Origin of the sequence: Phenylobacterium sp. (assembly GCF_030679875.1) — a bacterium.
In the GTDB taxonomy this organism is placed as follows: Bacteria; Pseudomonadota; Alphaproteobacteria; order Caulobacterales; family Caulobacteraceae; genus Phenylobacterium.
In genome coordinates, this window is record NZ_JAUXSP010000021.1 from 148,261 (window position 1) to 162,406 (window position 14,146).

The 14,146-nt window shown below is 67.3% G+C and carries 11 protein-coding genes; 7 read left to right on the forward strand and 4 right to left on the reverse strand.

Going from position 1 to position 14,146, the window contains the following annotated elements; translation table 11 throughout:
• Positions 1 to 80: 80 nt before the first annotated feature.
• On the reverse strand, positions 81 to 1,199 hold the full coding sequence (locus Q8K84_RS14135) for a phosphatidylinositol-specific phospholipase C1-like protein (protein WP_305283343.1): 1,119 nt from the start codon (positions 1,197 to 1,199) through the stop codon (positions 81 to 83).
• A 149-nt stretch (positions 1,200 to 1,348) separates the two neighbouring features.
• On the opposite strand from Q8K84_RS14135, the gene Q8K84_RS14140 reads away from it, so the two are divergent.
• A complete protein-coding gene (locus tag Q8K84_RS14140) occupies positions 1,349 to 2,983 on the forward strand; it encodes an EAL domain-containing protein (protein WP_305283344.1) in 1,635 nt (544 codons plus the stop codon).
• A 105-nt stretch (positions 2,984 to 3,088) separates the two neighbouring features.
• Here Q8K84_RS14140 and Q8K84_RS14145 read toward each other — a convergent pair whose 3' ends face one another.
• Entirely contained in the window at positions 3,089 to 3,706 is a 618-nt protein-coding gene (locus Q8K84_RS14145; RefSeq protein ID WP_305283345.1) for a response regulator transcription factor, read from the reverse strand.
• Between the two features lie 319 nt (positions 3,707 to 4,025).
• Between Q8K84_RS14145 and Q8K84_RS14150 the strand changes: the two genes are divergently transcribed.
• From Q8K84_RS14150 to Q8K84_RS14170, 5 genes are all read left to right on the forward strand, one after another.
• Positions 4,026 to 4,646 carry a MucR family transcriptional regulator gene (locus tag Q8K84_RS14150; RefSeq protein WP_305283346.1) on the forward strand — a complete coding sequence of 207 codons (621 nt, stop codon included), beginning with the start codon at positions 4,026 to 4,028 and terminating at the stop codon, positions 4,644 to 4,646.
• 306 nt (positions 4,647 to 4,952) lie between these two features.
• Entirely contained in the window at positions 4,953 to 6,908 is a 1,956-nt protein-coding gene (locus Q8K84_RS14155) for a methyl-accepting chemotaxis protein (RefSeq protein ID WP_305283347.1), read from the forward strand.
• A 2-nt stretch (positions 6,909 to 6,910) separates the two neighbouring features.
• Positions 6,911 to 7,432 (forward strand): chemotaxis protein CheW, encoded by a 522-nt coding sequence (locus tag Q8K84_RS14160; RefSeq protein ID WP_305283348.1) that lies wholly within the window; start codon positions 6,911 to 6,913, stop codon positions 7,430 to 7,432.
• Positions 7,433 to 7,702: 270 nt separating this feature from the next.
• A complete protein-coding gene (locus Q8K84_RS14165; protein ID WP_305283349.1) occupies positions 7,703 to 10,183 on the forward strand; it encodes an ATP-binding protein in 2,481 nt (826 codons plus the stop codon).
• 171 nt (positions 10,184 to 10,354) lie between these two features.
• A complete protein-coding gene (locus Q8K84_RS14170; RefSeq protein WP_305283351.1) occupies positions 10,355 to 10,948 on the forward strand; it encodes a helix-turn-helix domain-containing protein in 594 nt (197 codons plus the stop codon).
• Here Q8K84_RS14170 and Q8K84_RS14175 read toward each other — a convergent pair.
• Positions 10,867 to 11,202: a GIY-YIG nuclease family protein gene (locus tag Q8K84_RS14175; protein WP_305283352.1), complete on the reverse strand. Its 336-nt coding sequence runs from the start codon at positions 11,200 to 11,202 to the stop codon at positions 10,867 to 10,869. The genes Q8K84_RS14170 and Q8K84_RS14175 overlap by 82 nt on opposite strands.
• A 55-nt stretch (positions 11,203 to 11,257) precedes the next feature.
• Here Q8K84_RS14175 and Q8K84_RS14180 point away from each other — a divergent pair, with 55 nt between their 5' ends.
• Positions 11,258 to 11,812, forward strand: a complete 555-nt coding sequence (locus Q8K84_RS14180) for a DUF2239 family protein (RefSeq protein WP_305283353.1) — start codon at positions 11,258 to 11,260, stop codon at positions 11,810 to 11,812.
• 30 nt (positions 11,813 to 11,842) lie between these two features.
• On the opposite strand, the gene cckA is transcribed toward Q8K84_RS14180, so the two are convergent.
• Positions 11,843 to 13,927 (reverse strand): cell cycle histidine kinase CckA, encoded by a 2,085-nt coding sequence (cckA, locus tag Q8K84_RS14185; protein WP_305283354.1) that lies wholly within the window; start codon positions 13,925 to 13,927, stop codon positions 11,843 to 11,845.
• Positions 13,928 to 14,146 lie beyond the last annotated feature (219 nt).

Consider the following 14,146-nt stretch of genomic DNA (forward strand, 5'->3'; position numbering starts at 1 on the left):
AGGGTCCGAAGCGGACGAGGTCAGAGTGATGACGCTTGGGCCGCCCAGTGAGCGCCGCCCAGACCTGTCGGTTCTAGCCCCTAGTCCACGGCCTTCGAAGACGCGGCCCAGCGCGGGTTGAGCCGGGCTGCGCCGCCGCCGGGCAGCTCGACCCGATAGTCGCTGAAGCGCGGATCGGGGCTCATATAGTCGGTTGAAATGTACTGGGCGCCCGTGGCGAAGGCGGCTTCGCGGCGGGCGCCGTCATTCTCGCGGGCCTCAACCGTATCGGCGTCGGCCCGGGTGCGCACGATCAGCCCCGCGGCCACGGCCGCGGCGATGCGCTCGGCCTGCTCCACAGGGTCGTTCAAGGTGATGTAGGCGGCGGCGTCGTCCTGCTCATCGATGTTCACGAACATGACCCGGCCCTCCAGGGACCGACGATCTGCGCGGTACAGGTCCACCTGGGAGCGCGGCGCGTCGAGGGCGAACATGACCCGGCCCCGGGCCTGACCGAGGCTCGGCCAGCCGCCGGCCGCGACGGCGGCCCTCAGGGTCGGGTGCGAGCCTTGCACGTCGTCGGGGGTGATCAGCGCCTCTGGGGGGAAGACGCTGCGGATCTCGGCGTCCACGGCGTCCATGGCCACAGCGTCGAAGGGGGCGGGGCTCACCGCGCCGGGCGCCGGCAGGGCCTCCCCCTCCTTCAGGTTCAGCAGGATGAGCAGCGGCGCGTGGTCGGGATGGGCTTGCGACCAGGCCGCCACCTGCGCCAGACAGCCGGTGAACAGCGGGCAGGAACTGCGATAGTCTATGTCCTGCACGTGCATCACCTTCAGACCCGGCTCCATGAGGGGCTCCAGGTCGTAGGGGCTCGTCCCCGGCGCCATCCGCAGGCCCAGGGGCCTTGCGTAGCGACCAGGGTCGGGATCGTAGACCACATCGATCTCAAGCTGCCGGGCGCCCGCCGCCAGCTGAACGGCCAGGGGCGGATGGGCGTAGTCCAGGCCGGCCGCCTGGGCCGGCGCCATCGCCCGCAGCAGGGCCATCTCGGCGGGCGGGATGGCCAGCTTGTAGGAGTTGTGCGTTCCCACCGCCTGCAGGGCGTTGATGGGCGCCTGGTCGACCGCCGCGCGGGTGCAACCGGCCTCGCCGCTGGGGGTCTCCAGATCACAGGCTGAGAGGGCGGCCAGCGCCGCAGCGAGCATCAGGGCGAGGGACATGGACTCTCCTGGTTGAAAACCGGGTCTATTTCGGGCCGTAAACCTACCGAAAATGGGTCGTTTGGGCCCTTATGTCGCAGGTTTCTGACACGAGTGTTACGCCAGATTAAGCGTGGGCATGCAGGATCGGGCTCCAACAGGAGACTCTCTTGTCGCTGACTCATAAAGCCCTGCTGGGGTTCGCCTTCGCCTCGGCCGACCTCCTGATCGAGACCACGGCCGACGGCCAGATTTCGATGGCGCTCGGCGCCGGCGAAGCCCTGGCCGGCTCCAAGGACCGCGCCCTGGAGGGTGCAAGCCTGGTCGACTTCATCGCCGCCGACGACCGTGAGCTGGTCAAGATGGTGTTCAAGGGTTTGGGCGAAGGGATGCGGGCCGGCCCGATCACCCTGCGGCTGGCCAGCCTGGATGGCGAGGATCGCGGAGCCAGTCTCTCCGCCTTCCGGCTGCCCCAGAATGGCGGCGCGGTGTCCTGCGTCCTGACCAGAGCCACCGCCGCCAAGACCGCCGGCCCCCACGGCCTGTATGACCGCGCCTCGTTTGAGACCGCCGCGATGGCCATTCTCGAGCACGCCCGTGACCGGGGACTGCAGGTCGAACTCGCCATGGTCGACGTTCCGGGCTTCGAGGCCGCCGCCCAACGGGCCGGCGAAGCCGAAGGCGCCGAGCTGCGCGCCCGCCTGGCCGCGGTGATCCGCGCCCAGTCCTACGGCGGCGGCGCGGCGGCGGGCCTGGGCGACGACCGCTACGCCCTGCTTCGCGAAGGCCGCGAGACGCCGAAGGAACTATCCCTGCGCATCGCCAGACTGCTGGACCTTGATCCGGGCCTCGGCGTCGCGCCGGTGGTGCATACGGTCGGCGGCTGCGGCGAGCTGGCGGCCGACCACCTGCTGCGCGCCGTCCGCTACGCCATGGACGGGTTCCTCCGCGACGGGGGCGCAAGCACGCCGCCGGCCAGTCTCAGCCAGGCCTTTGAACGCTCGGTGGCCCAGACGATGGCCCAGGTCAGCGCCCTGGGTAAGCGGGTCGAGGCCCGGGACTTCACGCTCTTCTTCCAGCCGGTGGTCAGCCTCAAGGGCCCCGCCAGCCTGCACCATTATGAGGCCCTCATCCGGTTCGGCGACCAGGGGGCCCCCTTCCCCATGATCCGCATGGCCGAGGAGATGGACCTGGTCTGCGCCCTGGACGCCGCGGTGGTGGACAAGGCCCTGGACCGGCTGGAGCAGAACCTGGACCTGGTGCTGGCGGTCAACCTCTCGGGCCGGTCTGTGGGCAATTCAATCTTCGTGAGCGAGCTCTGCAAGCGCGTCGCCGCCCGTCCCAAGGTCAAGGGCCGGCTGATGTTCGAACTGACCGAGAGCGCGGCGGTGGGCGACCTGGCCCAGGCCGACCGCCATCTGCAGAGCCTGCGGGCGCTGGGCTGCGAGATCTGCCTGGACGACTTCGGCGCCGGCGCCAGCTCTCTGGCCTATCTGCAGCAGCTCAATGTGGACGTGGTGAAGTTCGACGGCGCCTTCATCCGCGACCTGGAACACGACACCCGCGGCGCGGCCTTCATCAGCCAGCTGGTGCGGATGTGCGCCGAGATGAACGTCCAGACCCTGGCCGAAATGGTCGAGACCCCCCTGGTCGAGGAAGTCATCCGCAAGGCCGGCGTCAACATGGCCCAAGGCTGGCTCTACGGCGCCGCCGCCCGCGACCCCGCCCCGCTACCCCCCCAGATCGCCCCAACCCCCGCCGCCTCGCCCGGGCGCAGGCGGGGGGCGGTGGACAGCTGGGGGTAGGTGGAGAGTGGCGGGCGTCTGAGCGCGCAGGAGAGGCTGAAGGTTCGGCTTTCACCTCTAGGGCGATGGCCGGGTGGGGCTCATCTCAGACGTTGGCGAGGTCCGCTATCGCACGATGGAGGGGGCGTGGGATCTTCCCGCGATCAATGCCGCATGGGTCCGATTTCGCGCGCCGATCAGCGTCAGGACGGTGTGGACATGAGTCTTCACCGTCCCGGTGGTGATTTCTAGAGCCTCAGCGATCTCCTGGTTCGATTTCCCCAGAGCCAGTTGCCCAAGGACTTCAAGCTGACGCGCCGACAGCCCTCGGGTCGCAGGTTGGGTTTGGGCGTTTGAAGACTTCGAGGGCTCGGCGGGGAAATTGACGCCGCCATCGATCGCGGTGGTGATTGCGTGCTTGAACCCCTCCACGTCGAGGTCCTTGGTCAGATAGCCCGCCGCGCCCGCCCATTTCGCAAGACTGGCAAAGGCTGGATTCACGCGGTCATCAACGACGATCACCATGCCCGGTTTGGCGTGAGCGACGAGTTGCTTCAGCTTCTGAAAATCATAGTTCGCGGTGAACAGGTCGACCAGAGTGACGCTCGGTTTGGCGATCGAGATCTCATCGATGGCCTCTTCCATGGACGAGGCGAAGCGTGGTTGCCCCTGGCCGCGGCATTCGAGGAGAATCTGGCCCAGGGCCGATCGGCATATGGGCTTTTCCTCCACGACCAATGACATCGGACTTGAACCCCGCTTCTACACCGCCTCCGCGCCTGGCGCGGAGATCACTGTCCCGGGCTGTTCTGCCAGGCGCTCGGACGCCGCACCCATAGCGGAGGTCGGCCTGCAACCGATTGACTATTATCAGCTGAACAACCGGGAGTTTTCCGTAAATCTGGATACTCCCATAGAGAGAATTCAGTTCGGACAATCCGTGTTCAAATAGAAGCTGAGAAGATCGAGCGATTGTGCATCTAAAGATATAGGCCAATCAGCCTATATCTAAGCCAAATGGCTTCAACCTTTTGCGGGTTCTCTCCATTGATCTTTCCTGCTTATGTTGAAATCGCTCTCGAATTCGGCAAGTCTGTCCGAGCCAAGTTGCGGTCCAGGCGGAGGCGAGGCCCGCCGGCAGGTGGCCATCATCACTGGGTCACGCCAAGATCGGGGGCAACACGTGGACGGCGCGCAATCAGTCTTGAGCGTCGCGCTCACCCATCAGATCGTCGTGGCCTATCTGGCGCGCAATCAGCTGCCGGCTGACGAAGTCGCAGGGCTCCTGGTATCTGTTCACACTGCCTTGGCCGAGGCCGAGCGCCGGCTTAAGGGGGCTGATGCAGCCAGCCCGTCCCTTCCCACACAGGATGAGGTTCGCCGAAGCATCACGCCTGAGGCGCTGATCAGTTTTGAGGATGGCAGGCCCTACAAGTTGCTCACGCGCCATCTCGCCCGCCGGGGCCTTACACCTGCGGCCTATCGTGCGAAATGGGAGTTGCCGTTCGACTATCCGATGACGGCTCCACGGCTAAGCGCCCTACGAACGGCTGTCGCTAAGTCCATAGGGCTCGGACGACGGGGCGGCGCCGGACGTGAAGCTCCCCCCTCCGCCCACCACAGAGGCGATGCTGGAAAGCACAATATCCAAACCCTCGAGAAGCCGCCTAGCGCGTCCGACTGATCTCGCGACCTAGCGGTCAGCCAATCCGGGCGCAGGCTGGATACTTTTGGGGAACTCCAAGCCGTCTCCGAGCAGGCGGCGGCGCGCGCCCGGTCGCGCAGCATGTGCAATTTGGATCGTGGGGCGTCACGCCGTGTATCGGAGGATATACATCGCAGTGTGTACTTCACTGATTGCCTATAATTGCGCATATATCGCAGAAGTGAGGTATTGTGTCGCACCAAAAGGCGGGAAAGGGTCAATATTAACCCAAAATTATCCTAAGAGTCAAAATCTATTCTCAAATCATTTGGGGAGATCGCGATCATGTCTTTGAAGCTGCGCACAGGCGGACGGCTGGCGGCTGGCTTTTCCGCCATTGTTGTTGTGATGCTGATCGTCGTGGGGGTCGCCGCGCCCCTTATTCAAAACGCGCTTCGAACCGTCACTACGGGCGATGAGCTCCGCGTCCCCGTCGCCGCCACAAGCCAGAAGCTCGCGCTCCAAACCGTGGCCAGCGCCAACGCGCTGCGCGGCTACATCATAACCCGTGACCCCGAAATGCGCGTGCAATGGGAACAGCAATGGCGGCTCATCGAGCGCAATGCCGTGGTCATGGAAGGGTTGTCGGCGCGCTTCACCAGCGCCGAAAACCAGCAGGCCTGGCGCGCGATTTCGCAAAACCTGCCCAAGTTGCGGGCGGCGCAGGCCTCGGTCTTCCCGATCGCCGACACCGGTGATCAGGCGGCTTCAGCGGAGGCCATGCGAACCCAGGTCATCCCCCTGTTCCAACAGACCCAGAGCCAACTGGTGGGCGAGAGAGGCGACGCTGGCCTGGCTGGCCGACAGAGCGCTCTGCTCTCTGCGGAGCTGAAGGGCGCCCGGGTCAAGATGGAGCAGACCCGATTGTCGGTCTTCCTGGGACTAGCCGGGCTGGTGCTTGTCGCGAGCGTTGCGGGCTGGGTGACCACCCGCAGCATCGTCGGACCCCTGACCCAGCTCAACGAGCTCCTGCGCCAGATGGCGACGGGCCGTTTCGACCTCAAGGTCACTGGGACCGACCGCGCCGATGAGATCGGCGACATCGCCCGGGCCGCGGAGGTGTTTCGCGAGAACGGGCTCGCCCGCGCCGCGCTCGAGGCCGAGGCCAAGGAGTTCCAGAACAATCTAGACACCCGGCTGAAGGAGACCGAAGCCGCTTTCGAGGCCGCGGGCCAACAGCAACGACTGGTCGTCCAGGCGATGGCCCGGCAGCTTTCGGCCCTGGCCCAGGGTGACCTCACCGCCAGGCTCTCGGAGGACGTGGCGGCGGAGTACGCAGAACTGAAACGCGACTTCAACGCCGCGATCACCAGCTTAGAGGCGACCGTCACTGCAGTAGCCACCACCACCTCCAGCATCGGCGCCAGTTCCGACGAGATGGCCCAGGCCTCCGACGACCTGTCGCGGCGAACCGAACAGCAGGCGGCGGGGCTTGAGGAGACCGCTGCGGCCCTGGACGAGATCACGGCGACGGTGAAGACCACGGCCGAGGGTGCCCACCACGCGAGCACCGCGGTGGCGGCGGCCAAGGCCGAGGCTCAGCGCTCCGGCGAGGTGGTCGATCAGGCCGTCCAGGCCATGGGCGAGATCGAGGATTCCTCGCGTCAGATCAGCCAGATCATCGGGGTGATCGACGAGATCGCCTTCCAGACCAACCTCCTGGCCCTGAACGCCGGGGTCGAGGCAGCCCGCGCCGGGGACGCCGGCCGCGGCTTCGCCGTCGTCGCCTCCGAGGTCCGGGCGCTCGCCCAGCGCTCGGCCGAAGCCGCCAAGGAGATCAAGACCCTGATCTCGGCCTCGTCGCAGCAAGTGGGGCAGGGCGTCAGCCTGGTGGGCGAGACTGGCAAGGCCCTGCAGTCCATCGTCGCCAAGGTGGCGGAGATCGACACAGTGATCTCGACGATCTCGGCTTCGGCTCAGGAGCAAGCCATTGGACTCGCCCAGGTCAATGTGGCGGTCAATCAGATGGACCAGGTGGTTCAGCAGAACGCCGCCATGGTGGAGCAAGCGACCGCCGCCACCCACTCCATGAAGGGCGAGACCCGCGAACTGATCCAGCTTATCGGCAAGTTTCAGGTCGGCGACGCCCCAAGCCCGGGCGCCTCGACCCGAGGGGATGGGCCGCGGCTAGTGTCGGATGAGGCGGTGGCCCGGCCGTCGCCGGCGCGCGCCATGCGCCAGAAAGTGGCCGCCAACTTCGGCGGCGGCGCGCCCTCCAGCGACCGATGGGAGGACTTCTGACCATGGCCGCGCTCACCAAGCTTCCCGTCGCGGGGGCGGAGCTGATCACCGTGCGGATCGGTGACCAGCAGTTCGCCATCGACATCATGTCGGTCCGCGAAATCCGCGGCTGGGCGACCTCGACTCCGCTGCCGCATGCGCCCTCCTATGTGCGCGGCATGATCAATCTGCGCGGCGTGATTTTGCCGGTGGTGGATCTCGGCGCCCGCCTGGGTATTGCGGCAACCTCCGCCGACAGTTCCTCAGTGGTGGTGGTGGCCGAGATCGATTGCCGCCAGATCGGCCTCCTCGTCGATGCCGTCTGTGACATTCTCCTGCTCACCGACGACATGCTGCAGGAGGCGCCGGACGTGGGCGCGGAGGAAGTTCGTCACTTCGTGCGAGGGGTCATGACCACAGAGACTGGGATCGTCACCCTGATCTGCCTTGACGAGATGCTGCCCCCGGGAGCGGTCCCAGCGACCCAACCCTCTGGCGGGGCGGCCTCCGCAGCCTTGAGCGACCGCGCTCTGGCGACAGCTTGACAGTTGAATAGGACGTTTGGCCAGCCGCGAGGGTCTCATGACGGTGCTCAGCTGCTGCCGCCATCGCGATCGCTTTCGGCATCTGCGGAGGGTCGGTTTGACAGTCATCAACTCGAGCCCGAGCAGCGTTCCAGGCGCCGCCGCGAGCGCGGGCCTAGCCTGACCGGGACGCGCGACCGACAAAAATGGGGCTACGGCCTTTGATGCGACGGCGGGTTCACACCCAACTGTATCTGAATGCTCCCCTCGGGCGAGCCGGAGAGCCAAGACATGCGACTGAAACTGCGGACCGGCGGTCGACTGACCCTGGGGTTCTGCGCAATCGTCGTCCTGATGGTGGTGGCCGTGGGCGGGGTGTTACCGCTTGTCCGTGACTCGGTCCATCGCGTGCGCCTGGGCGACGAGATTCGCGCGCCGACGGCCTTGGCAGCCCTGCGGCTGTCCAGCGCCACGGTGTCCTCGGCCAATGCGCTGCGCGGCTACATCATCACCCATGATCCATCGATGCGCCATGACTGGGCCCGGCAGTGGGATCGTATCGAAGAGCTCAACGCATCGATGAACGGGCTGGCGCCCGGGCTCCCCAGTCCAGAGAGCCGGGCCGCCTGGCGCGAGCTCTCCGAAACACTGCCCAAGCTAAAGGCGGCGCAGGCCGCGACCTTTGAGGCCGCCGACCGTGGGGACGCCGCAGCCATGGAGAGGGTTTTCAAGACAGACGTCCTGCCCCTCTTCCGGCGATCCCAGGCCTTGTTGGTGGGCCAGACGGGCGACGCCGGCCTGGCCGGTAGCCAAGGCGCGCTCCTGTCGTCGGACCTGCAGACCACGCGCCGCCAGATGCAGCGGGTCGAGGTGCAGATCGCGTTGAGTCTCGCCGCTCTTGTGGTGCTCGCGGGACTGGCGGGATGGCTGACGACCCGCAGCATCACCCGACCCCTGAAACGTTTGAACGACGTCCTTCGGCAAATGGCCAAGGGGCAGTTCGATGTCGAGGTTTCGGGCGCAGACCGGGTGGATGAGATCGGAGATATCGCCAGGGCCGCAGAGAGGTTTCGCGAGGAGGGGATCGAGAGGCGCAGGCTGGAGGCGCAAGCCGCCGAATTTCAGCAGCACCTCGAAGACAGGCTTAAGGAGATGGAGGCCGCCTTCGAGGCTTCCGGCCGGGAACAACGGCTGGTCGTCGAAGCCGCGGCGTTCGCGGACATCAGGGCGGCCTTGGAGCGATCCGAACGCGCCGAGCAGAGCCTACATGTCGCCGTGGAGATCGCCAATCTGCACGTCTACGAGGTGGACTACGCGCAGCGCACCCTGACCAAGCTGGGAGCCGCCGACTCCTTCCTTGGCCAGGGCCAGACCTATCAGGCCTTTGCGCGCGATCCGTTCGCCCTGATCCATCCGCTGGATCGCGAGGCGGCGATCGCGGCTTGGCAGGCTCACGAGGAGCTTGGAAGTCCCTTCAATATCGAGTGCCGGATCCATCGCGAGGACGGACTAGAGGTCTGGGTGCGATCGGCCGCCTCGCTGAAGCGGGATGCGGCCGGCAAGCCGGTCCGCCTGATCGGCGCCCTCCAGGAGATCACCCACCGCAAACTCGCCGAGTTCGATCTCATCAGCGCCCGGGACGCCGCTCGGGCGGCCAATGAGGCGAAGTCCAGCTTCCTGGCGGCGATGAGCCACGAAATCCGCACGCCCCTGAACGGTATCCTGGGGATGGGGAAGGTGCTGTCCAAGGAGCCTCTGAGCGACCGCCAGCAAGGGCACGTGCAGATCATCCTACAGTCTGGCGCAATCCTGCTGAGCCTGCTCGACGACCTGCTGGACATCTCCAAGATCGAGGCCGGTAAACTGACCCTCGAGGCCGGCGAGGTCGACCTGGCCGAGATCGTCCGTTCCGCCCAAGCGGGCCTCACGGTCCTGGCGGCGGAAAAGGATGTGGCGGTCTCCTGCCTTGTCAGTCCGGAGGCGGAGGGGCGCTTCCGCGGAGATCCAACCAGAGTCCGGCAGATCGTCAATAATCTATGTTCCAATGCTCTGAAGTTCACCGACCAGGGTCAGATCACACTCGAGGTTTCAAACCCCGATGGCCAGCTTCGGCTGGGGGTCCGCGACACGGGAATCGGCATCTCGGCGACGAAGCTCGGCGAGCTGTTTCAGAAATTCACCCAGGCCGACCCGTCAATCACTCGAAAGTTTGGCGGCACCGGACTTGGACTGGCGATCTCTCAGGAACTGGCGCGCCTGATGGGGGGCGAGATCACCCTTGAGAGCGAGGAAGGCGCCGGTTCGACGTTCACAGCGCGGCTGCCCCTGGCCCGCCTGGAAGGTGTCGCGGCCGCGGCGCCGGGAGCCGAGCGTCCGAACGACATCGAGTTGGCGGCCGTTGACGATCTGCGCATTCTCGTCGCCGAAGACAACCTAGTGAACCGGATGGTCATCCAGGCGATCCTTGAACAGGCCGGGGTCACGCCGGTCGTGGTCAATGATGGCCAGGAGGCTGTGCAGGCTTGGCGGACCGGGGCATGGGATCTGATTCTCATGGACGTGCAGATGCCGGTCATGGACGGGATCACGGCAACGCGGCTCATTCGCCAGGAAGAGAGCGGCCGGACAGGGGCGCCGACGCCGATCCTGGCCCTGACTGCCAACGTCATGACCCATCAGCAGGACGCCTACCGGCAGGCGGGCATGAATGGCGCGGTCGCCAAGCCAATCGACCCGGCCAAGTTGTTCGCCGCCATGGATGCTGTCTTGTAAGGCTGGTGCCGGCGTACGAGCCCCAAAATTCAGACGGGCTGCGATGTGCTTGGTGGCTGGCTTGCAGGGCATGCACCAGCCCGAACCCGGTGGGCGCCCGCCAGCCTCGGAGAGCCTTGATACCATCAGCTACGCCGCCACCCTTGAGTGGTCGGATGCTATCGCGGCTCGGTGCGATCGCTGACGAACCAGAAGCTGCGCGGCGGCGCCGAGCGCCTGGCCGACTACCTGATCACCCAAAGGGTGCGTCAGGGCGGAGCCGAGACCTTCACCCTGCCCCACGAGAAGCGCCTGCTGGCCTCCCTGCTGGGCATGACCCCCGAGAATCTGTCGCGGGCCTTCGCCACCCTCACCGGCTACGGCGTCGTGATCAACGGTCCCGAGGTGACCATCGCCCGGCCCGTGGTCCTGGAGCGCCTGGCCAAGCCCGACCCGCTGATCGACAATCACCACCCCCCAGCGTCACGCCTCTGGGCCAGGCCGAGCGGAAAGTGTGGCCCGCCAGCCGCGCGGGCTAGCCGCCGAACTGGGCCAGGTTGCGAGTGTCCCCGGCCTGTCCGCGGGCCAGCTCATGGCCGCTGGCCTTGCCCGTTCGGGGCGGTCTCAGACGCCAGTGGCGAGCGGCTGAATGTCGGCTTCCCGCACGGCCGTCAACTTCCGGTATTGGCGCAAACCAGCCGCCCCTACAGCCCCTCCCCCTCCAGCCGCGCCCGCCACAGGGCTGCACGCTTCGTCAGCTCGTCCTTGCGGCGGAGGTCGGAATAGTCTTCGGGCAGTCGGTCGAGGATCTCGAAGCGGAAGGCTTCGCCGCCGTGGGTTTTCCAGGCGGCCTGGAGGGCGCGGTAGGGGCTGGAGCCCTGGCGCAGGGCGAACCACAGGCCGTTCTGCTGGGTGTCCACATGGCGGCTCTGGCCGACCCAGGCCTGGCCGGTGGCGTTGCAGATGACGGCGAACACGCCGGCGATGGTCGGCCGCTCCTTATAGGCGGCGATCTGGGCCTTGCGGGTCGAGGGGGTCATGACATCTCCTATTTACCCGGGTATAAATGTCAGATCATTTTATCCGGGTAAATAGATGACCGACATCGCGCCTGAATTCCCCGAGGGGCTTGTGCTGTTTCGCGGCGACCAGAAGATCGCCCAGGGCGGGCTGGAGGCTGTCGCGGCCGCCGCCGCCGAGGCGATGGCCGCTGCGCCAGATCGCCCGTTGCTGGCCTTTGATCTCGCCACTGGGCGGCTGGTGGACCTGGACTATCGCGCTTCGCCCCAGGCGCCGCCTGAGCCTGCGCGGCGGGGACGGCCGAAGCTGGGGGTCGTGGCCCGGGAGGTCACCCTGTTGCCGCGGCACTGGGACTGGCTGGCGCAGCAGCCCGGGGGCGCCTCGGTCGCCCTGCGGCGGCTGGTGGAGCAGGCGCGCAAGACCCATGTGGGGATCGATGAGCACCGCCGCCGGCGGGACGGCGCCTATCGCTTCATGTCGGCCATGGCGGGAGATGCGCCGGGCTTCGAGGAGGCCAGCCGCGCCCTGTTCGCCGGCGACCGCGCCCGGCTGGCCGAGCGGATGGCCCCTTGGGCCGGCGACATTGTCGCCACCATCAATGAGCTGTTGGGGCCCGAAGGCGAGGCTTGAGTGGGATGGGCGGCGGCGGGCGGGCGGGGCTCAGGCCGCCTTCTGCAGCTCCTGCTTGACCCGTTCGGCCAGGGTCTTGATGTCGATGGGCTTGGGCAGGAAGGAGATGTTGTCCTCGCCTTCCAGCAGGTTGGAGAACTCGGCTTCCGCATAGCCGGAGATGAACATGACCGGGGCGCCGGCCAGGTACTGGCGGGCCTGTTTCAGCAGGTCGGGGCCCTGCATGCCGGGCATGACCACGTCGGAGATCATCAGGTCGATCTGACCGGCGTGCAGCTCGGCCAGCTCCAGGGCCTCTTCGCCGGACGCCGCCTCGATCACCTCATAGCCACGGGCCCGCAGCAGCCGGGCGGCGACGCCGCGCACGGCGTCCTCGTCCTCGACGAACAGGATGCGGCCGGCGCCCGACAGGTCGCGGGCCACCGTCTTGGCCTTGACGACGGGTGCGGGCGCGGGGACGCCGATCGCCGGTTGATAGACCGGCAGGAAGATGCGGAAGGCCGAGCCCTCGCCGGCCTTCGAGGCCACCGAGATCCAGCCGTCGGACTGCTTGACGATGCCATAGACGGTGGCGAGGCCCAGCCCCGTGCCCTCGCCCACCGGCTTGGTGGTGAAGAAGGGGTCGAAGATCTTGTCGATCACCTCGGGCGCGATGCCGGGGCCGTCGTCGGAGACCTCGATCAGGGCCTGGTCGCCCTTGGCGCCGGTATAGCCCAGGGCTGCGGCCTCGGCCTCGGAGACCCGGGCGGTGCGGATACGCACGGTCGAGCCGCCGTGGGCGCGCACGGCGTCGCGGGCGTTGACCGCCAGGTTCATGACCGCGGTCTCAAGCTGGCCCCGGTCAACCCGAACATGGGGCAGGTCTCGGCCATATTCGGTGTCGACGGTGACGTCTTCGCTGAGCACCCGGCGCAGCAGGACCTCGAACTCGCTGATCAGCTCGCCAAGCTCGAGGATCTCCCGCTGGACGGTCTGCTTGCGGGAGAAGGCCAGCAGCTTGCGGACCAGATCGGCGGCGCGGTTGGAGGTCTGGCGGATCTCGTTCAGCCCCTCATAGGAGGGATCGCCCACCGGGTGACGGGCCGCCAGGCTGTCGAGCTGCATCAGGATGGCGGTCAGCAGGTTGTTGAAGTCGTGGGCCACGCCCCCGGCCAGCTGGCCGATGGCCTGCATCTTCTGGCTCTGGGCCAGCTGCAGCTCCATCTGCTTCTGGTCGGACACGTCCACCAGATAGGCCACCCAGCGGCCGCCGGCGCGGGACAGATAGAGGTGGGCGATCTTGCTCGGGTCCCTGGACAGCCGGACCTCCAGGGCGCCCTCGATGCCCTGGGCCAGCCGCTGGACAGCGTCCTGGCGCGACAGGGTTTCGATCAGGTCGCCAAAGGCCTGGCCCCGCTGGAACGGACCGGCCATGCCGGCCAAGGCGGGGTTGGCCTCGATGATGACGGCGTTGAAGGGGTCTTCCCCCTCCAGCAGGGCCGCGCCGAAGGGCGAAGCGGCGGCGAAAGCGTCCAGCACCTTGGGCGGCGGGGCCTTGGCGCCGGCGGCCGCAGTCAGCACTTCTAGCGCCGCGGCCGGCAGGGCCAGCCGCTCAGGCGCGGCCGGACGAAGACGAATGAGGAAGCGCCGGGCGCCGGCGGGGGAGCCCACGGGCGAGATCTCGGCGGCATGGTCGACGCCCCCCGTCCGCAGGGTGGCGTGGGCGCTCTCGCCCCGGCGGGCCGCGCCGAGGGCTGAGAACAGGCTGGCGGCCGATGATCCGCCCTTGGGCAGGCGGGGCGCGTCGCCCAGCACCTCGCGCCAGGCGCTGTTGGAGGCGTGGATGCGGCCGTCGGGGCCGGCCAGGGCCGCGGGCTCTCCCAGGGCCTCCACCAGACGCTCGGCGCCTGGCTCGGCGTCCGTGGGCGCCTCAAGGGTTGAGCGCAGGACGAACAGACCCAGGCACGCCACCCCGGCCAGACCCACCAGCAGCATCAGGCCCGCCAGGGTCGCTGGACCGGCGTTGATCGCCGGGGCGGCGGCGAAGGCGACAGCCATGAGGAAGAACACCACCGCGATGGCGGTGAGCGGGTCAAACCGGCGCGCCGGTTCTGGGCCTTGCGGGGTCTCTGCCATGGCGGACCTGCGGCTTGCCTCTGGACGTGGGACCGACCGCCCCACCGAATCATTGAGCATCATACTGCACAAGGCCACGTGAGACCCTTACGAGACCTTTCTGTGGCGGGAAGGATTTACCAAACCCGCCGCGACCGCCGTCTCGGGGCTCGCCAAAGCTGACCTGGCCCACCACATTGGCGACAGGCGCCGGCCAAGGCGCAGGTCAGCAATGCCCGT